This is a genomic window from Saliphagus sp. GCM10025317 (genome assembly GCF_042663665.1).
In the GTDB taxonomy this organism is placed as follows: Archaea; Halobacteriota; Halobacteria; order Halobacteriales; family Natrialbaceae; genus Natronosalvus.
Genome location: NZ_JBHTAQ010000007.1, coordinates 244,839 through 265,012, shown reverse-complemented (window position 1 = coordinate 265,012; position 20,174 = coordinate 244,839). Strand labels below are relative to the sequence as shown.

General features: G+C 64.0%; 17 protein-coding genes. 7 read left to right on the top strand and 10 right to left on the bottom strand.

Annotated features, from left to right (window positions below; all coding sequences use genetic code 11):
• From ACFQS4_RS15880 to ACFQS4_RS15860, 5 genes are read left to right on the top strand one after another with little or no spacing between them, the layout of a single operon-like run.
• A complete protein-coding gene (locus ACFQS4_RS15880; RefSeq protein WP_500194225.1) occupies positions 1-492 on the top strand; it encodes a DUF7287 family protein in 492 nt (163 codons plus the stop codon).
• A 2-nt stretch (positions 493-494) separates the two neighbouring features.
• Positions 495-1,130, top strand: a complete 636-nt coding sequence (locus ACFQS4_RS15875; RefSeq protein WP_500194223.1) for a DUF7288 family protein — start codon at positions 495-497, stop codon at positions 1,128-1,130.
• A complete protein-coding gene (locus ACFQS4_RS15870) occupies positions 1,130-1,978 on the top strand; it encodes a DUF7261 family protein (protein WP_500194222.1) in 849 nt (282 codons plus the stop codon). Before ACFQS4_RS15875 ends, ACFQS4_RS15870 begins: the two co-directional genes overlap by 1 nt.
• Entirely contained in the window at positions 1,975-2,451 is a 477-nt protein-coding gene (locus ACFQS4_RS15865) for a DUF7266 family protein (protein WP_500194221.1), read from the top strand. Before ACFQS4_RS15870 ends, ACFQS4_RS15865 begins: the two co-directional genes overlap by 4 nt.
• Positions 2,451-3,194: a DUF7289 family protein gene (locus tag ACFQS4_RS15860; RefSeq protein ID WP_500194219.1), complete on the top strand. Its 744-nt coding sequence runs from the start codon at positions 2,451-2,453 to the stop codon at positions 3,192-3,194. Before ACFQS4_RS15865 ends, ACFQS4_RS15860 begins: the two co-directional genes overlap by 1 nt.
• Positions 3,195-3,220: 26 nt before the next feature.
• On the opposite strand, the gene ACFQS4_RS15855 is transcribed toward ACFQS4_RS15860, so the two are convergent.
• Complete coding sequence (locus ACFQS4_RS15855; RefSeq protein ID WP_500194217.1) at positions 3,221-4,552, bottom strand: hypothetical protein; 1,332 nt, start codon at positions 4,550-4,552, stop codon at positions 3,221-3,223.
• 284 nt (positions 4,553-4,836) lie between these two features.
• On the opposite strand from ACFQS4_RS15855, the gene ACFQS4_RS15850 reads away from it, so the two are divergent.
• A complete protein-coding gene (locus ACFQS4_RS15850) occupies positions 4,837-7,368 on the top strand; it encodes a methyl-accepting chemotaxis protein (protein WP_500194216.1) in 2,532 nt (843 codons plus the stop codon).
• Between the two features lie 190 nt (positions 7,369-7,558).
• On the top strand, positions 7,559-10,117 hold the full coding sequence (locus tag ACFQS4_RS15845; RefSeq protein ID WP_500194214.1) for a methyl-accepting chemotaxis protein: 2,559 nt from the start codon (positions 7,559-7,561) through the stop codon (positions 10,115-10,117).
• Between the two features lie 256 nt (positions 10,118-10,373).
• Here ACFQS4_RS15845 and ACFQS4_RS15840 read toward each other — a convergent pair whose 3' ends face one another.
• The 9 genes from ACFQS4_RS15840 to ACFQS4_RS15800 form a co-directional block, all read right to left on the bottom strand.
• Positions 10,374-11,225 (bottom strand): CheR family methyltransferase, encoded by an 852-nt coding sequence (locus tag ACFQS4_RS15840; protein ID WP_500194212.1) that lies wholly within the window; start codon positions 11,223-11,225, stop codon positions 10,374-10,376.
• Positions 11,222-11,737, bottom strand: a complete 516-nt coding sequence (locus ACFQS4_RS15835; RefSeq protein WP_500194210.1) for a chemotaxis protein CheD — start codon at positions 11,735-11,737, stop codon at positions 11,222-11,224. Before ACFQS4_RS15835 ends, ACFQS4_RS15840 begins: the two co-directional genes overlap by 4 nt.
• Complete coding sequence (locus ACFQS4_RS15830) at positions 11,734-12,966, bottom strand: chemotaxis protein CheC (protein ID WP_500194208.1); 1,233 nt, start codon at positions 12,964-12,966, stop codon at positions 11,734-11,736. Before ACFQS4_RS15830 ends, ACFQS4_RS15835 begins: the two co-directional genes overlap by 4 nt.
• A complete protein-coding gene (locus ACFQS4_RS15825; protein ID WP_253430985.1) occupies positions 12,963-13,568 on the bottom strand; it encodes a chemotaxis protein CheC in 606 nt (201 codons plus the stop codon). The genes ACFQS4_RS15830 and ACFQS4_RS15825 overlap by 4 nt, the downstream gene beginning before the upstream one ends.
• Positions 13,569-13,571: 3 nt before the next feature.
• Positions 13,572-13,694, bottom strand: coding sequence for a hypothetical protein (locus tag ACFQS4_RS15820; RefSeq protein WP_500194205.1), 123 nt, complete (start codon positions 13,692-13,694; stop codon positions 13,572-13,574).
• The gene (locus tag ACFQS4_RS15815) at positions 13,691-17,386 is read right to left on the bottom strand and encodes an ATP-binding protein (RefSeq protein ID WP_500194204.1); all 3,696 of its coding nucleotides are present in this window, start codon (positions 17,384-17,386) and stop codon (positions 13,691-13,693) included. Before ACFQS4_RS15815 ends, ACFQS4_RS15820 begins: the two co-directional genes overlap by 4 nt.
• Positions 17,379-18,587, bottom strand: a complete 1,209-nt coding sequence (cheB, locus tag ACFQS4_RS15810) for a chemotaxis-specific protein-glutamate methyltransferase CheB (protein ID WP_500194202.1) — start codon at positions 18,585-18,587, stop codon at positions 17,379-17,381. The genes ACFQS4_RS15815 and cheB overlap by 8 nt, the downstream gene beginning before the upstream one ends.
• A complete protein-coding gene (gene cheY / locus ACFQS4_RS15805) occupies positions 18,584-18,946 on the bottom strand; it encodes a chemotaxis protein CheY (RefSeq protein WP_253430991.1) in 363 nt (120 codons plus the stop codon). The genes cheB and cheY overlap by 4 nt, the downstream gene beginning before the upstream one ends.
• Before the next feature lie 147 nt (positions 18,947-19,093).
• A complete protein-coding gene (locus tag ACFQS4_RS15800; RefSeq protein ID WP_500194200.1) occupies positions 19,094-19,921 on the bottom strand; it encodes a chemotaxis protein CheW in 828 nt (275 codons plus the stop codon).
• Positions 19,922-20,174 lie beyond the last annotated feature (253 nt).

The window sequence follows — 20,174 nt, the reverse complement described above, 5'->3', positions numbered from 1 at the left end:
ATGTCGCGTCGACGCCCCCGCACCGTCTCGATCTCGCTCGACTCGAGAGGCCAGACCACCCAGGACTTCGCGGTCGGCATCGGGGTGTTCCTGCTCGCGGTCGCGTTCGTGTTCTCGTTCGTCCCGTCGCTGATCACGCCGTTTTCGGCGTCGACAGCGCCGGAGTCGGCCCAGGCAGACCGAATCGCCGGCGAGATTGTCACAGAGTACTCGAGCGGGGAGCCGAACGACCTCGATCTGGCGGCGCTCGAGGACGCCGATCCCGACGGGCTCGCGGGACTGGGGCTGCGAGACACCGGGTCGGTTCGGATCGATCGGATCAACGTGACGGTCGTGAACGCCACTCGAGATCCCCAGTTTGGCGTTGGAGACGAGTACCGGGGCCAGTCGGCGGGTAGTGCGACGCGGATCGTGACGGTTTCGAATACGTCGGCGATACCCGACGACGTCGACTGCGACCCCGCCTGTCGACTCGTCGTGAGGGTGTGGTAACCATGAGACGGAATACACCGAATTCGAGAACGACCGATCGCGGCCAGGCGTACACGCTCGAGGGGTTCATCGCGGCGTTCATCCTGTTGATTGCCGTCCTCTTCGCGGTGCAGTCGGTCGTCATCACGCCCTCGTCGGGCGGAGCAGTCGATCGGACGGCCCAGGCCCAGCAACAGCAGCAGGTCCAGGACGCGCTGATCGTCGCCCAGCAGGAGAACAATCTCTCGGAGGTGCTCCGAAACGTCGAACTCGACGGGGACAACGACTTCGTGGAGTTCCAAAATCAGTCGAGCGGCGTCCAGGGCGTGTACTCGACGGCGGCGTTCGCCAACGAGTCGACCCTGGGAGCGATCCTGAATCAGCACCTCGACGCCGGCCAGAGTTACAACGTCGAGTTACACTATGAAAACGAGTCCGGAGAAGCGGCCCCGCCGATCAAACTCGTCAACCAAGGACCGCCCTCGAGTACGGCGGTGACGGCGAGTTACACGGTCATTCTGCACGACGATCAGCCGATTACGACGTCTGGAGAAGACCAAACGCTCGGCGACATCGATGAAACTGATGGGTACATCCCCGATATCGACGACGATAGTGGCCTCTACAACGTCGTGGAGGTACGGGTGGTCGTATGGTGATGGCACAGGAGACGAGAGACCGCGAACGCGGTCAGCTCGTCCTCATCTCCGCGGTCACCATCGCGTTCATCCTCCTCGGCGTCGTCGTCGTGTTCAACGGCGTCCTCTACACGCAGACGCTCTCCTCAAGCGCGTCGGGACAGACCGTCTCGGACGCCGAGCGGACGGCGGCAGAAGTGACCCAAGGGGTGCTAACGGTGACTGAGCATCGAGAAGCGGTGGTCGTCAACTCGAGCGACGGTGACCGGGTTCTCGAGGACGTCGATGCGTTTTTGAACCGCTATGGAAACCATACGGCGGCGAATCGACCGGCAATCGTCTCGAGCAACACATCGACAGTGGATGGGACGTACGCGACCGCGAACCTCTCTGCCGAACGAACCGTGTCGGGCGCCAGTATCTATGGGGTGGCGCTTACGCTCGAGAGCGCCGATCTCAACGGCAGTAACGTCACCGTCGAACTGGACGAAAACGCGGACGTCACGATATTGGAGGGCGACGGTGATACGCTCGAGATCGAACAGGGAGACGACCGCTGTGAGATCGAATTTGGCGGAGAGTCGGCGACGATCGACTTCGTCACGGGAACGGTCCACGGCGCGGAACGGACGACGTGTTCGGCGAGCAAGCTCTCACCGACGACGAGCGCTGACCTGGTCGTCACGCCCATTCCAGGTGCGGACGACGTTCAGCTCGAGGTGTTCATGAACGGGTCGGCGTCCGACGACTGGGAAACAGACGAAAACGTCGTCGTGGCCGTCCAGATCGGCCTCGAGTACACCACGAACGGCCTCACACAGTCTCGAACGCTCGAGGTGCCGATGCCGCTGGGGGTGTCCGACTCGTGATTGGACCCGAATCGAACGACCGCGGCGTCTCCATCGCCATCACCCACGTCCTCACCCTCGGCATCACGACCGTCCTGGTCGCCGGACTCCTCATCTCCGCCGGGACGCTTCTCGAGTCTCAGACCGATCGTAGCGCGCAGCAATCGCTCGAGACAATCGGCGAACGGCTCTCGGGTGAAATCTCGGCTGTCGACCGAATTGCGGCCGGGAACGGGACGGCCAACCTGACCGTGGACCATCCGTCGATGGTCGCCTCGAATCGGTATACGGTAACGTTACTGGAAAACGAAACCTGTGCAGAAGAACCGTTACTCACGAACGCGACGAATTGCATGCGCCTCAGCGCCCAAAGTGCGGACGTAGACGTCTACGTGCCAGTGACCGCCCCCGTCGAACACGAAAGTTCGGTGTCGGGTGGCACCATCAGAATCGTCCACGACGGCGCTCAGGTCAGACTCGAGCGTGATCGCTGATGTTCGATCGTACCACCTCCTGTGATCACGACGATCGCGCCGTCTCCGAGGTCCTGGCGTTCATCCTCGTGTTCACCATCATCATCGGCTCGGTGACGATGGTGTCGGTCTTCGGGATGCAGTCGCTAACGAGCTACCAGGAGGGTGAGCAACTTCGTAACGCCGAGCGGGCGATGGACGCCCTGAGCGACAACTTCAACGACGTGGTCCGGTACGACGGCGTGACGGCTCGAGCGGGCGAACTCAACCTCCGCGGTGGGTCGGTGTCGACGGCGCACGAGGGGACGGAGTTGACAATCACCGTCGATCACGTCTCGGGAAAGAATCAGACAAACGTCACAACCGGCGGCCTCGTCTACGAAGCCGGCAGCGGCACCGACACAATCGCATACGAGGGCGGCGCCATCTTCCGCGGCGACCACACCGGGAATGTCGCCCTCGAGGAACCTATGCTCCGCTGTCGGGACGACACCGCCGTCATCTCACTGCTCGTGATCGACGCCGAACCGCGGACCCTCCAGAGTAGCGAGATCAACCAACTTCGGCTCACAGAGAACACGTCGAAGACGACCCGACGGACCTACACCGGAGGCGACGAGGTGAATATCACCGTCGTCGAATCCGAGTACGAGATGGCCTGGGAACGAACGCTCGATGATCGTGGATTCGGCGACGATGGGTGCAATCTCGGCGGCGACGGCCGCGTCACGATTCACGTCGTCTACGCGGATCTCGAGTACTGAACGTTTACGCCGACCCCGAGTACTGCTCACTCCCAGTCGCCGGTCAACATCACCCGATACCCCGCTCGAGCGCCGAGCGCCTCGACTCGGTCGGCGTGGTCGGTCTGAGAACCCGCGGTATTGAGGTGGTAGCCGTTCGAGAGTTGTCGACTCCGTGGGAGGCGTGTTGCACCGTCCTGGCCGACGAGAACCGGGCGGTCGAGGGTATCGTCGGTGTCAGGGGTCTCTGGTTCCGATTCGGGCCACGGAACGCGGACGCCCGAGAGCCCCCGCTCGAGGAGGAATTCAGCGGCGTAGACGAGCGCTTCCGCGGACGAACCGTGGCCGATGGCCCCGATTGAGCCGTGATCGGCGAAGAACCGGGCGACGTACTCGCCGTCCTCACTGTCGCTGGCGTCGCCGTCCTCGCTGTCACCGTCGTTGGCGTCACTATCGCCGTCTTCACCATCATCGTCGCCATCGACGATGCTGGAGGCTTCGTCGTAGTCACTCGAGGTGCCAGCGTCGACTCGAGCCGATGAGTCGGTCGGCCGGTCGTGGGTCGAATCGGTCGACTCACCGTGTGACGAGGAGCGCGACTGCGAGTTACCTCGCTCGTCGGAAACATCCAGGAGCCGGTCACGGTACTGAACGCGTGCTCGAGTCGACTCCTCGGCGGACTCGCTCTCGTCCTCGTCCTCGGCCTCGATCTGACTCTCGAACGTCGGGGTTCCGGCGTCGGGGTTTCCGGACGCGGACGCAACGTCGGTCCCCGAGAACGAACCAACCAGGTGATCGAGGAGTCGGTCGACGGCCGCCTCGAGTTCATCGGTGTAGGCCGACCCGGTGACCGCCTCGAGGTCGTCGACGAGTGTCTCTCGCACCGCCGTGCGCTTGACGGCCAGCCGGCGAGCGACGGTCGCTCTGGAGTGGCGCCCAAGACGCCGCTCGAGCGCCCGTCGCTGGTAGTGCTCGAGAAGCGGCTCGAGCGTCTCCCGGCGGCGAAGGTCGCAGTTGTGAGTGTCGATCGAGTTCGTTCCGGCGAGCAACACCGCCTCGCGGCCGTCGGTGTAAATCGCTCGATCGACCCCGGTTTCGGCGAGGCACGTCCCGAGCGCCGAGAGGCGATCGCTCGAGGGGAACGCGCTCGCCGAGTCGACGGCCACGAACAGCGCGGGGGTCGCCCCGACCGAACAGACGTACTCGAGTGTGGTTCCCGCCACCGAGACGTTCCGCCGGCAGTCCTGGACGGTGTCCCAGCCGAGGGCGCTCAACAGCATGTCGACGATCGGCGTCGTTTCGGCGAGCGTCTCCGGCGGCGCAGCTTCACACAGGAGCCGTGTCCGGGTAACGAACGTCTCGAGAGGATGGGGAGACATGTGCGCTCAGTGGGGGATACTCGAGTAGATATCCCGGGCTGACAACTTAAACGACACTGTTCGGCAGAGACCTGTTCTCAGTCGTGATAATCGCGGGAGAGGATTTATTGTGAGTGATACCTGTCTATGACCGTATGTTAGGCCCGGTCCGAAAAGTCATTCCCAAATTCATCAGACGACGATACGCACTCAAGTTCGCTATCGTGCTTCTCGTCATCGGTCTGTCTGTGGGGGCAATGGGGTATCTAGGGACGAATCAAATTGCGAGTGAAGTACAGTCGCAGGTGCAGAACGATTCCGCCGAGTTGGCACAGCAGGAGGCTCGGAACGTCGACAAGTGGAATCAACTGAACATACAGGAACACCAGTCACTGGAGTCCTCGGTGGGAACGGGCGAACAGGTACGACTGGTCGCCGCCCGGAACTCCATCTCCGGCGGCCATAGCGTCCACTACGTCAACCTCAACGAGAACGTGACGAACAGTACGGTTGATGCGCTTCACGGGAAGGCACCGGCAGAGATTGCCCAGGAGCACAAGACCGAGGACGGTGGGATCACCTGGGCAGCAGAGCTGGGCAGAATCGAACCCGAGTACGAGAGCAATCGTGATACGCTGCAATCAGGCGGACAGGTATTCGGAGAGCCAGTTTCGAACTTCGACACCAACGTCGCGGTCGTGCCACACGTTTCGGCCGACGGGACGCCGGTGTTGAGCTACGTCTCGAGCGTCGACGGGAAAAACGAGTTCCTGGTAGTGTCGCTCGAGATGAGCGCGTACGCAGAGGAAATGATCCACAACGAAAACGAGGGTCGAATCTCGTTCATCGTCATGGAGACCGGCGACGGCGCCCAGGTCGTCATGGACCCGAGCGAAAACGCCTACTTCGAGGACTACTCGACGAAAGATATCAACCTCAGTGCAGTCGGAACCGAGGGCGAGCACTTCTCGATCGAGGACCCAAACGACGCACTGGCGTCCGCCGTTGGCGGCGGTTACGGAAACGAACCGTACATCGGCGCGACGGCTCGTGTCACCGAGGGCAGTCCGTTCCTCGTCGTTGTCCACACGCCCGAATCCGAGGCGTTCGGCTTCGTGCAGGACGTTCAGCAGTACGGCATCTACGCCTCTATCGGTGGCATCTTGTTCGTGATGCTCATCGGCGGCGTCGTCGGGCGCAACACCTCGCGCTCGATCGACCGACTCACGACGAAAGCTGAGCGGATGGAAGAAGGCGACCTCGACGTCGAGTTCGAGACCCAGCGCGTCGACAGCATCGGTCGGCTCTACGCCGGATTCGCCAACATGCGCGACTCGCTGAAAAACCAGATCCAGAACGCCCAGGACGCCCGCGAGGAAGCCGAACAGGCCCGCGCGGAGACCGAGGCGATCAACCGCCACCTCGAGGCGAAAGCCGACGAGTACCGCGCGGTCATGCAGGAGACCGCCGAGGGCGACCTCACCGCCCGGATGGACGCCGACACCGACAACGAGGCGATGGAGGACATCGCCCTCGAGTTCAACGCGATGGTCGCCGAACTCGAGGAGACCACCGCCGGCGTCAAGGCCTTCGCGACCGACGTCGCGACCGCCAGCGAGCAGGTCACCGCCTCGAGCGAGGAAGTTCGCTCCGCCAGCGAACAGGTCACTGAATCCGTCCAGGAGATTTCCGACGGCGCCGAGCGCCAGAACCAGAGCCTCCAGTCGGTCAACCACGAGATGAACGGTCTCTCGACGACGATCGAGCAGATCGCGGCGTCCTCGAACCAGGTCGCTGACATCGCCGAGCGCACCGCCCAGACGGGCAAGCGCGGGCGCGACGCCGCCGAGGACGCTATCGAGGGCATGGCCGAGATCGAATCCGAGTCCCAGTCCGCAGTCGAGGAGATCGAACGACTCGAGGCGGAGATGGAACAGATCGACGAACTCATCGAATTCATCACTGAGGTCGCCGAGCAGACCAATATGCTGGCGCTGAACGCCAACATCGAGGCCGCTCGCTCGGGCGACTCCGGCGAAGGATTCTCCGTGGTCGCCGGCGAGGTCAAGGAACTGGCCGAGGAGACGAAGACGGCGGCCGAAGACATCGAGGAGCGACTCGAGGCGATCCAGCACCAGACCGAGCAGACGGCGACCGAGGTGCAGTTGACCAGCGACCGGGTTGCCGAACACACCGACTCGGTGCAGCGAGCGGCCAACGCGCTGGACGAAATCGCCGACTACGCCGGCGAGACCAACGTGGGCGTCCAGGAGATTTCGGCGGCGAGCGAGGAACAGGCGGCGTCGACCCAGGAGGTCGTCTCGATGGTCGACGAGGCCGCGACGATTTCCGAGGAGACCACCGCCGAGAGCGAGAACGTCGCCGCCGCGGCCGAAGAGCAGACCACGGCCCTGACCGAGGTCTCCCGCAGCGCGAGCGACCTCGCGAACCAGGCGGCACAGCTCTCGGAGGCGCTCGACCGATTCGACACCAACGCCCAGCCGGCGCTCGAATCTGGAGACGTTGGCGACCTCGAGAGCGAGGGAATCGCGTTCGACGACGCGACCCCGTCGGTAACGGAAGCGCCGTCTACCGATCAGTCGGAGCCCCAGACCGGTGAGTCGGAGCCCGTCGAGATCGGGGGCGGAAGCGAGACCGGAGCGGGCGAAGATGGAGCGAGTGACGACGGCGAGACCGACGACGGTGACGCTGTCGACACAGCGAGCGTAGGCGAGTCGACGCTGGCTCTCGAGTCGGAAGCTGAAACCGACGATGGCGACGGCAACGACGAACCCGACGACAGCGACGACATGTTCACGTTCGGCAACAGCTCCTGAACGGCTCGGTTCTCGAATCCGCATCGAATCGATTGTTCTGTTTCGTTTTCCCGTGTTTCGCCAGTCCGAGTAGTAACATCGTTCTCGAGCCTGGCATTCGTCCGATTCTTTCGACGTCTCGAATTCGACTCATATCCGTGATGAAATTTCACAGCAAACATTTATTACGGATAGCTGATCTATAGGTCGTATGGTGAGTATCGTCCGCAGACTGGTTCCACGAGTGATACGACGAAGTTACGCGCTGAAGTTTGCCATCGTGTTGCTCGTTCTGGGGTGTGCCGTCGGGGCAATCGGACTGGTCGCGACCGAGGAAGTACAGACGGAGGTGCAATCGATCGTGCACGAAGACCACGGGACGCTCGCGGTTCAGCAGGCACAGGGCATCAGAAACTGGAATACGAACAACGAAGAGACCGTCGAGGCGATGGCTCGCTCGAGTGCAATCGAGAGCGGAGACGCCGACACTATCCAGGCGTATCTCGACGACGAAATCGCCGGTCGGTACAATTCGGGCGCTGGTCGGACGTATCCACACATTCACTACATCGACGTCGATTCCGGCGACATCGTCGCCAGCACGAAGACCGACCAGGACCTGAACCCCGTCTCGGAACTCGAGGGCGAGTGGTTCGACGACCTCGAGTCAATCAGCGGAACGGTGACGACCGGGGCCTACGAGAGCGGAACGTTCGGCGGGAATGAAGAGCGGGTCGCGTACGTGACCGACGCCGGTGACCTCCAGGACGGCTACCTGCTGGCGTACACCGTCCCGCTCTCGTTTTACGAACAGCAGATGCGAGACGGCGACTCCGGCGTCGTGATGCTCGTCGACGGCCAGGGTCGCGTCATCGCCTCGAGTCCGACCGGGACGAAGTGGGAAAGCTACGACGAATCCACCCAGCCACTCGAGACGGCGCGCTCGCTGTCGGCCGGACAGGGTGAGGGAATGCTCGTCGAGGCCGGCGCCCAGGGCGTCCTGACCAGCCGATCCAGTTACAGCATCGGTTCCGGTGAGGAGTACGTCGTCGGCGCCGCACCGGTTCCGGGGACCGACTGGGTCGCCCTCGTCCACACGCCGTCGAACAGCGCGTACGGCTTCGTACAGAACATCCAGCAGTACGGGATCTACGCGACTCTCGGTATCGTCCTGCTGGTCGTCCTGGTTGGCGCGGCCCTGGGGTTCAACACCTCGCGCTCGATCGACCGACTCACCGGGAAGGCTGAGCGGATGGAAGAAGGCGACCTCGACGTCGAACTCGAGTCGCCCCGGATCGACAGCATCGGCCGGCTCTACGCCGGATTCGCCAACATGCGCGACTCGCTGAAAAACCAGATCCAGAACGCCCAGGACGCCCGCGAGGAAGCCGAACAGGCCCGCGCGGAGACCGAGGCGATCAACCGCCACCTCGAGGCGAAAGCCGACGAGTACCGCGCCGTGATGCAAGAGACCGCCGAGGGCGACCTCACCGCCCGGATGGACGCCGACACCGACAACGAGGCGATGGAGGACATCGCCCTCGAGTTCAACGCGATGGTCGCCGAACTCGAGGAGACCACCGCCGGCGTCAAGGCCTTCGCGACCGACGTCGCGACCGCCAGCGAGCAGGTCACCGCCTCGAGCGAGGAAGTTCGTTCGGCTTCCGAGCAAGTCACCGAGTCGATTCAGGAGATCGCCGACGGCGCCGAGCGCCAGAACGAGAGCCTTCAGTCGGTCAACCACGAGATGAACGGTCTCTCGACGACCACTGAGGAAATCGCGGCGTCCTCGAACCAGGTCGCTGACATCGCCGAGCGCACTGCCCAGACGGGCAAGCGCGGGCGCGACGCCGCCGAGGACGTCATCAACGGGATGGACGCCATCGAGACCGAATCCGAGGCGGCGGTGGCCGACATCGAGGCGCTCGAGGCAGAGATGGAACAGATCGACGAACTCATCGAGTTCATCTCCGAGGTGGCGAAGGAGACGAACATGCTGGCGCTGAACGCCAACATCGAGGCGTCGCGTTCGAACGCGGGGGAAGACGGCTTCTCGGTCGTTGCCGGCGAGGTCAAGGAACTGGCTGAAGAGACCAAAGACGCCGCCGAGGACATCGAGGAGCGACTCGAGGCGATCCAGGCCCGGACGGCTGACACCGCGGAGTCGGTGACGAACACGAGCGAGCGCGTCGAGGCGAACCGCGACGCCATCGAGGACGCCGTCACTGCGCTCGACGAGATCGCCGACCACGCCGAGGAGACCAACGTGGGCGTCCAGGAGATCAGCGCAGCGACCGAAGAGCAGGCGGCGTCGACCCAGGAGGTCGTCTCAATGGTCGACGAGGCCGCGACGATTTCCGAGGAGACCACCGCCGAGAGCGAGAACGTCGCCGCCGCGGCCGAAGAGCAGACCACGGCCCTGACCGAGGTCTCCCGCAGCGCGAGCGACCTGTCCGATCAGGCCACGCAGCTTTCGGTGGCGCTCGACCGGTTCGACACCAGCGCCGGACCGGACCAGATGGCTGACATCGGAACGCCGATTTCCGCGGGAGCAAACGACCCGACACCGCTTCCCGAGACCGGATCGGATCCATCGCTCGAGGACGAAACGACGCCCGAATCGGTCGACGATACGTCCGCGTCCATCGAAGATCAGCGAGTCGACGCTGACGAAACTAACGATGTCGACCAGGCGGACGACGCTGCGTTGGGCGACGGCCAGGACGACGACGACCCGTCGGACGTCTTTACTTTCGGCGGGGAGAACTAGGGGAACTTCACGTTCGAAGCCCCGCTCGAGTGCCGTGGCGAGACGCTCGAACACCGCGGCGATGCGACCGACTCATTAATATGATTATTGTAGTATTGGGAATCGTCCGGTGAACAGGAACCTGGTGACCGTGTGGCTGAAGGCGATGCCAGAACGGTCGCCAAATCGGTCTCCGTCGTCATCGACGACGAGAGGTTCGTCGAGACGAACACGTCGGTCCGGGCGTTGCTTCGGTAGCTGTCACGAGGACGGGAGATTAGTTGGTCGACTCCGAGTTCATCGATATCCCCACCGAGGAACCCTCACGCTGGTAGATCCGAAGTCTACCGTCAGTAATCGCGAACGCGGACTTGAGCGTCGGCGGGATCGTCTCAGCCTTGCCGATGACGAGGTAGCCGTCGGCCCGAAGTGATCGGGCGATGGTCTCGAGCATCGACTGCTTGTACGCGTTGTCGATGTAGATAAACAGGTTTCGGCAGATCACGAGGTCGAATCCTGACTTCGCCTCGCCGTTGATGAGGTCGTGTCGCTCGAACGTGATCGGCCGGGCGACGGACTCGCGCACCCGGTAGGTCTCGTTCGACGGGTCGTGGTCGACGTACCGGTGGTAGTCGTTCAGAAACTCGAGCTGGTCGCCGAGGTCGACCGTCCTGGATTCGGTGTACGTCCGTTCGCGCGCGGTCTCGAGGGCCGGCTCGCTGATGTCGGTCGCGAGGATGTGGATCGACGATTCGTCGATTTCGTCGTCGTCGTGGGCGAGCATCGACAGCGAGTACGGTTCGCGGCCGTCGGCACACGCGGCACTCCAGATGTGGACGCTCTCGTGGCGCTCGGTCAGCGTTCGGAGCACGTCGCGAATCCCCTCCCAGACGTCGGGGTTGCGAAAGAAGCCGGTGACGTTGATGCTCAGCGAGTCGAGCAGCGCCCGCTGTTCGTCCGCCTCCGACCGCAGCAATTCGAAGTACTCCTCGTAGCTGTCACTGCCGGTTCGGCGCATCCGCGAGGAAACCCGCCGGTCGAGGTAACTCGTGTTGTAGTGGCTCGTCGCGAAAGCCAGCTCCGCCTCGACGTACTCGAGGAGGCGTTCGAACGCCGGGTCGGTGCTCACAACTCGGTCACTCCGTGCTCACCGTTGGCCGTCCGAACGATAAGTGTACCGGTGCCGGGAGTGAATTCAACCGTCCGACCGTGTTTTCCGCCGACGTCCTCAGCGATCAACGGGACGCCGAGTTTCTCGAGTTCGGTCTTCGCGGCGTCGACGTTTCGCTGGCCGACGCCGTCGCCGAAGCTCTCGAACTGGAACATGTCGCTCCCGCCGGCGATCTTGGCCTCGACGGAGGTGTAGCTGGCGCCGCGTTCGACCATCCGCCGCAGGAGGGCTCGGATGGCCGTGTCGGCGTACTTTCCGGGCTTTACGTCGCTGTTGTCGGCGGTGTCACCGTCCGGGAGCATGACGTGTGCAAGGCCGCCGATGTCGGAGTCCGGATCGTACAGCGCGACGGCGAGACACGAACCCAGTCCGTAGGATTTCAGCGTATCCTCGCCCTCGCTGACGACGAGTTCCGAGATACCGACCTGCACTGGTTCGGGAACTCCCGGTTCGGTTCCGTACGTCTTCATTCTACGTCTCCGAATTCGGCCGTCGTCGGCGTCTCCTCGATGCGGTCGACGTCGAGGTCATTCAGCGCGCGTTCCAGGTCTCGCTCGTCGGGGATGGCGTAGATGTCACAGTCGAACTCGCGCCCGTCGGCCATCACCTGGGTGTCGAAGACGAACGCGAACTCCTGGTTTTCGCCCAACTGAATGATGACGGGGTCGACGGCGGCGGCGCCGATGTCGTGGATGAACTCCGGCGGCGAGTGATCGATCGTCGTGTCGAGGACGTTCGCCCAACCGTCGAGGAATCCACTGGCCATGATGTTCCCGAGTTCCGTGATGGCGCTTCGCTCCATCTCGCCGAATCCATCCCCGTCGTCGGTCTCCATCGGCACCATCGCGTCGACGATCTCGTGTGCGGACTCCTCGTCGAACAGGAACAGGAGGTACCCACTCGGCGTACCGTCGAACTCAAAGGCGACCCCGACGAGGCGCTCGTTCGGTACGGATGCGGGAATAGCCTCGAGCGAGACGAAGTTCAGACGTCGAATCTCGACGCTCGTCTCGATGCCGGTGAGCGTCGTCGCCGTCTTCGCCACCTCCTCGGCGCCCTGCTCGGCCATCCGGTCGAAGCCGTCGAGCTTGTCGTACTCGATCCCGTCGCTGGTGCGCAGTCGCTCGAGCAGGCTCGCCATGGAGTCGCGAGCGGGGAACAGGTAGTGGCTGAAACTGAGTTCGGTACCGACGGCGTTGATGTGACTCTGGAAGAGCAGGGCCATGTCCCCCTCGCCAGGAGCCTCGTCGATATCGCCGAAGAAGGGCTCGGCGGTCGCCCCCTCGATGAACTGCGGCGTCGAGACGTCGATCACGGTCTCGAGGACGTCGGCCCAGCCGTCGATGAACCCGCTGTTCATCACCTGCCCGACCTCCGTGGCGGCGCTCATGCTCATCTCGTCGAACTCCTCGACGTCGGCTTCGGCAATCAGCATCTCGACGATGCGGAGCGCGCTGTTGCGATCGAAGACGACGACCGAGTGGCCGTCGAGGCCGCCACTGAGTCTGACGCGAATCCCGACCTTCTCTGTGCCGTCCTCGAAGTCGTGTCGAATCTCCTCGCCGCGCATGAAGTTGAGCTTCGTGACGCCGACCTGCGTCTCGACGCCGGTCATCTTCGTCAACCGACCGGCCGCCAGCCCGGCGCCCTCGCGGGCCATCCGGTAGAACGTGCCGAGGGCGTTGACGTCGAGTTTCATGCGGGGTGCACGTCGATGCCGTTGACCATCTCGACGAACTCCTCGAGCTCCGGGAAGGCGTAGATTTCCGCCTCGATCTGGTAGCTCGGCACCGAGAGATCGGAGTCGAAGAAGAGCGCGAGGTCGTCGCCGCCGAGCCCGGCCGTTCGAACGACGATGTCACCGGCCGGCGCGTAGACGAGCTGTGGGGCGGCGATGTCGATCGCGCGCCCGAGCACGTCGGCCCAGCCGTCGATGAACCCGCTGGCCATCATGTTGCCCATCTCCTCGACGGCGCTTCGGGCCATCTTCCCGGAGACGTTCGACATGTCGTCGACGACGTCGCGGAGCATGATCGCGGTGATCTTCTTCGCGCTCGCCTCGGGAAAGAGGATGAGGATGTGTCCGTGGGGCGGGTCGAGCAACCGAACCCGGACGCCGACGCGCTTGCCCGGCTCGAGCTGGCTCTGAATGTCGTCGACGTCGATGAAGTTCGTCTTCGTGACCTCCATCTGGGCGTCTTCGCCGGTCAGTTTGCTCATGTTGTCGGCGACGCCGTTCGTCCCGACTTTCGCCATTTCGTTGATAAAGCTCAGCTTCCGAATGTCGACCATCATCGTCATAGATTAGGTACCTCCGTGTGCGTTGTCGAGTTCGTTCGTCGTGTCCGTTGCCGGTGTCTCTTTCGAGTGGGGGTTCGCGTCCGACCGTCCGTCACTTTCGGTGTAGGTGTGCGTGTTCATGCTCATAGTGTATTGACGTCGAGGATCGTAACCACTTCCCCCCGGCCGCGAACCGTCGCCCCGCTCAGGCCTGGAAGCCCACTCATGAACCCTTCGAACGGCTTGATGACGACCTCCTGTTGGCCGTGCACGACGTCGCAGTGAAGGGCGACCGACCGGACGTCGTCCCGGATTCGGATCACCATTCCGTCGTCGGGGTCGGACGGCTCCGGCGTCTCGAGTCGCTCGGCGAGTTCCACGACGGGAACGGGCGAGTCGCTCGAGGGAATCACCGGGTCGCCGTCGACGGTCTCGATGATCCGCACGTCGTCGATGTCCTGGACGGCCTTGATCGGGACGCCGAACTCCTCGCCGCCGATCTCGAAGAACAGGACGTCGGCGATGGCGACCGTCACGGGGAGTTCCATCGTGATCGTCGTCCCTTCGCCGGGCTCGCTGTCGACCGAGACGGTGCCGTTGAGGTCCTCGATCGTCCGCTTGACGACGTCCATCCCGACGCCGCGGCCGCTGACGTCGGTCACTTCCGTCGCCGTCGAGAGACCGGGGTGGAACACCAGGTCGTAGACCTCGTCGTCGTCCAGGTCCGCGGCCTCCTCGGCCGCGAGGACGTCGGCGTCGACGGCCGCCTCGCGCAACTCCTCGGCGTCGAGGCCGCGACCGTCGTCGTGAATTCGGATCTGCACGCGGTCGCGGGCCCGCTCGGCCGTGAGTCGGACCGTCCCCTCGCGGGGTTTTCCGGCCTCCTCGCGGACCGACGGCGCCTCGATACCGTGATCGACCGCGTTCCGAACCAGATGGATGAGTGGGTCGCCGATCCGGTCGAGGATACTGCGGTCGAGTTCGACCGATTCGCCCTCGGTTTCGAAGGCGACCGCCTTCTCCTGGTCGCGCGCGATGTCCCGAACCGTCCTGGGTAATCGGTTGGCGACCGTCTCGAGGGGGACCAGTCGGACGTCCATCACCGTGTCCTGGAGTTCAGCGGTGATGTCCTCCAGGTCGTCGAGTTCGCGACGGAGCGTCTTCGGGTCGTCGTCCTGCTCGATGGTGTGACGGAGGCGGACGCGAGCGGTGACGAGTCCCTCGACGAGGTTGAGGAGCGTGTCGACCTGATCGACGTCGACGCGGATCGACTGCGCCTGGTCGGCGTTCGATTCCGAATCCGCCTCCTCGTCCGTTTCGGGCACGTCGACGTCCGGAATCGGCATCGCCGGAACGTCCTCGTAGACGTGGTTCGATTCCTCGGCGGTCGCGTCCCCGCCGTCTCTGTTCTCTGCAGCGCCGAACGCAGCGGCGCTCGACGCGTCCGCACCGGCCGTGAGGCCGTCCTCTGGAGCAGAGGCGGCAGTTTCGACGTCGAGGTCGTCGGGGGCGCCAAGGTCGTCGGCGTCCATCGCAGACGCCTCGAGTCCGTCGTCGTTCTCGAACGCGTACGCGTCGTCCGCGTCCGCGTCGACATCGAACGCCGTCGGTGCCGGCTGGTCGTCGACAAATGCGGTATCGTCCGGCGTCTCGAGGTCCCTGTCCAGCTCGTGGGCGGGGTCGGGGTCCTCATCGACGTCAACGTCGACGTCGGCCTCGAGCACCGAGTCGTCGAACGAGACGTCCTGTTCGTCCTCGAGTGACAGGTCGTCAACCGGATCGAATCCGAAGTCAACCGCGAAGTCGTCTTCGGCCGCGTCCCGATCGATCGACTCGAGTCCCAGGTCGTCCTCGAGATCAAGGTCGTCCTCGAGGTCCAGGTCCTCGTCCTCCAGGCCCAGATCATCATCTTCGAGGATCATTTCCTCGTCTTCGAGACCCAGACCTTCGTCCTCAAGGCCCAGATCTTCGTCCTCCAGAGCAACGCCCTCGACGTCCAGATCCGTTCCCGAATCGTTGACTGCGGAACCGTCGCCGGAACCCGATTCGAAATCGGCCGTCCCGTCGTCGGTTTCACCGAAGTCGACGCCGTCGAGGGCGGCAACGTCGGCCTCCTCGAGTTCGTCGGCCTCCTCGGCGTCCGTCGCTCGCGGCTCGAGCGAGTCGGCGTCGGACGCCTCGACGGGTTGCCCTGCGGCGCTGTCATCCGAGTCCAGGTCGAGGTCCGTATCGTCGAACGCGAACGTCTCGAAGTCGTCGTCAGTTGGGACGATCGAGTCGTCGGCGTCAGCCGGTGTCGAACCCGTCTCTGTTCCCGCTGACTGTGCTTCCGCATCCGATTCCACACCCGCATCCGACGACAGCTCCACCGGAGTGTCGTCCAGGTCGGACGGCTCGGCGGCCGTCACTTCGCTTTCGGCGCCCGTCCGTTCGACGCCCTCGTCGCTGGTCTCCTCGCCATCGCTGGTCTCCTCGACGTCGCTCTCGTGGCCCACGTCGTCGAACTCGTCGGCAAGCTCTTCGCCGAACTCGTCTTCGACCTCGAGAAAACTGTTGTCGTCGACGTCGACGTCGTCGCCGAGCAATTCGTCCATGTCGACCTCGTCATCGCTGTCGAATTCGTCGAACTCGAGTTCCTCGAGTTCGTCCTGGAGTTCGTCGAAGCCGACCATCTCGACTTCGTTTTTGAGTTCGGCGAACACCGCACTGGCGTTGCCGGCGTCGTCGGCGTCGTCAGCATCGGCTACCTCTTCGCGATCGTCCACACCGCCACCGCTCGCGGATTCCGCATCTGCTGACTCGGCGGCGACAGCCCCGTCGGTGGGGTCCGATTTCGCCTCCGAATCGTCGGCGGCCCCTTCCAGTGAGGCGTCCGACAGCGCCGACTCGCCGAGCAGGTCGTCGAACGACCCCGCATTGCCCATCTCGTCGAACGCATCGAGGTCCTCGCCCTCGACCTCCTCGACCATCGCGTCGAGGTCGTCGAACTCCTCGAACTCCTCGAGCAGTTCGTCGACTGAGAGGTTCTGCGCGTCGTTCGAGGAAAGGTCCTCGGCGTCGTCTGCGCCGAGCGGCTCGTCGGGTCCACCGGCCGCGGACGGGTCGCTGCTTGATGCGAACCGGTCCGTCACCTCGACGATATCGAACGCCTCGACGGCGCCTACCGGCTCGAGGGCCGCGCTGATCGCGTCCTTGCCGACAGCGCTTCCGAATACGGCGTCGAAGGCCGTGCCGTACTCGCCGTTTTCGATTGCCTCGCGAGAAGGGGCAGTTCCGACGAGATTGAACGCGTCGACGAGCGCCTCGACGACGAGCTGGCCGTTGTTGACCCGCGGATCTTCGGTGACCGCGAGCCGAACGAGAAACGCGTCGTGGTCGGCGTCCTTCGGGCGGTCGAACCGGGCCAGGATGGCGTCGATTTCGGCATCCGTCAGCGTCGAAACGTCCCCGTTCGTCCTCGTCGTCGACTCGTCCAGAAAGCTCCGGAGCGTCTCGATCTCTGCCGCTGGATCGCGATCGATTTCGCCGTTCGGGGGTGCTTCCTCGAGCATCGCCTCGAGTTCGTCGACGCCGTCGAAGATGGCATCCATGACCTCGGGCGTGATCTCGAGGTCGTCCCGACGGACGGCATCGAGGAGGTCCTCGATGGCGTGTGCGAGGTCGCTCGCACGGGCGAGACCCATCGCGCCGCAGTTCCCTTTGAGGGTGTGTGCGGTCCGGAAGATGGCCTCCATCGCGTCGTCGTCGTCCGGGTCTCGTTCGAGTGTGAGCAGAGAGTTGTTCAGTTCCGTGATCTGTTCGTCGCTCTCCTGGGCGAAGTCCGTCCAGTACTCACTCATCGGTCTCACCGTCCGTGACAAATGCGCTGACGATCCGATCGACGAGCGCCGGCGCGGGAACGACCTCGTCGACGCGACCCGTCCTGATCGCCTGCTGGGGGATACCGAAGACGGGGCTCGTCGCCTCGTCCTGGGCGATCGTGTGGCCGCCGGCGTCGGCGATGGCCTCGATGCCCGCGGCACCGTCCCGGCCCATTCCGGTCAGGACGACGCCACAGAGTGGATCGACCACGCGTGCTGCGGCAGTCTCCATCGTCACGTCGATCGCCGGGCGAACCCCGTGAACGCGCTCGCCGTCGTCGAGGCGAACGCGAAGCGATCCGTTGACGTTGTTCACGACCCGGAGGTGCTGACCGCCTCTGGCGATGGCGACGTCGCCGGCGTCGATCCGGTCGCCGTCGCTCGCCTCGAACACGTCGTAGGCACAGATCGCATCCAGCCGAGTGGCGAGTCGCCGAGTGAAATCCGCCGGCATGTGCTGAACGATCAGCACCTTCGCCTCGAGGTCGGCTGGCAGGTGCGCCAGTAGTCGCTCGATGATCTTCGGGCCGCCGGTCGACGCACCGATCACGATCGTCGGGTGATCGAGGGACGCACCGTCGACAGGGGTCGGCGCGTCCATCGACGGCGGGGTAGACGGACCACGAGCGGTTAGCGTGCCCGCGTTCCCGGATTCGAGGACTTCGGTGCTCCCGGCACTGGCACTGGCATGGACACTGACGCCACTCGCCGACCGCGTCGCGTTCACCTGCCGGCGCTCGGTCGCCGTGACCGCGGCCGTCGCACGTGCGAGCGCCAGCGCCGACACGGGGGCCGCCGAGAGCTCGTCGACCTTCGCGACGACGGCGTCCGTGAGGTGACCGAGGTTCTGCGTCCCCGTGCCGTCGGGTTTCTGGAGGACGTCGAGCGCGCCGCGCTCGAGCGCCTCGAGGGTCGCATCCGCCCCCGCCTCCGTGTGGGCACTGAGCACGAGAATCGGCGTGGGGTCGTGCGTCATGATGCGCTCGACGGCTTCGATACCGCCCATGCCCGGCATTTCGACGTCCATCGTGATCACGTCGATCGCGTCGTCCGTCGTGACGGCCTCGAGAGCCGCCTCGCCAGTATCAGCGGTCCGTACGTCGTACCCGGCGGTGTCGAGCGCGTTCCCGACGACTGTTCGCATGAACTGCGAGTCGTCGACAACGAGTACGCCCGTCATGCCGCGACGACGTCAGCCAGTGCCTTCCGTACGCTTGGTTCCTCGAACGGCTTCGTGACGTAGCCGTCGGCACCAGCCTTTACGGCGAGTTTCATCTTCTCTCGTTGCCCGACACTCGTACACATGATGACCCGCGACCGGGGGTCGAGTTTCTTGATCGCCGCGGTCGCCTTGATGCCATTACACTTCGGCATCACGATGTCCATCATGACGATGTCTGGATTCTGTTCCTTGTAGAGTTTAACCGCCTCAGCGCCGTTCGACGCCTCTCCAACGATATGGTAATCCTGCTCGAGAATCTGTCGCAGTAGATTACGCATAAAATGGGAGTCGTCTACGATGAGCACCCCTGTCGACATTCAATTGTACACCAAATTCCGATAGAGATACAACTACCATAAATGCTGTCTCTCGATTATCAGACATGATAACCGGTGGCAGCGGCCGAATTCTCCGCGTTTTCGGGCGAACAGGAATAGGTCTACCGGCCGTTCGACGACGGTTTTTTACGACTTCGTTCCGGCTGCTATCAAGAGCGCCGGTACGTCGAGGATTCCGGTTGCCTCGATGACGACCGTCCCCTCTGCTCGAGACGTCGTTTCGGATGCTCCACCCTCGTTTTCATCCTCGTCCTCGAGGACGAACTCGTCGCTCACGACGGTTTCGTCTGCACCTTCGCCAGCGTCCGTTTCCGCGCCGGCGTCCGCAGCCGCCGAACCGTGGCGCGAGATTCCCCCCACCGCGGCGGACGAAGCCGAACCGGAGCCTGGCTTCGACCGACTCCTCGAGAACCGCGACGACCGACCCCCGCGCCTGGTCCGGGATTTCTGGCGCGGGCGGCGCTCGCGTTCGACGAGGCCGCAAACGAGCGGGTGCTCGATTGCGCCGCCGGCAACCCCGGGGTCTTCGACCTCGTCGGGCTCGAGAACGTCGTCTTCGGCGATGTTGTGGACGCCGAGCACTTCGTCGACGCGAAGTGCCGCCGCCTGCTCGTCGGTGGGTCGGTCGAGTACGACGAGTCGCTGAGCGTCTGGCGCCGGCCCGACGGGGAAGTGGACGCGAGTGTCGACGATCGCCGTGATCTCCCCACGGAGGTCGACCAGGCCCTCGACTGCCTGCGGCGACCGCGGTACCCGCGTGAGGTCCTCGTCTGCCGGCGGGTCCGTGACCGTCTTCACCTCGTCGACGGGGATCGCCAGACGGTGGTCGCCCAGTCGAACGAAGATGAACCGCACGCGCTCTTCTTCCTCGGCCGTCGTCTCGTCGGCCGACTGTCGCTCGCTCGGGTCCTCGATACTGATCCCGAGGAGTCTATCGGGTAGCTCCGGAGTCATTGTCTGGTCGATTATCTCAGTCCACCACTAAAACGTTGCCTCTCCGAGGGGTCACTCGAGGCCGGCGGCTCGAGGAGGTTCCTCGTCGGGGCCAATAGGCCGTCAAATCGGCTGTGGGGCGATCTGAGCGGGGTTTCGGTTTTTGGTTTCCAGGTACCAGATGCCAGACCGTAGATCTCGAATTCGAGAACGCCACCAACTCGAGCGACGAGGTACTCGCGGGTTCGAGGGGCCGCGGGCTCAATGGCGGGGG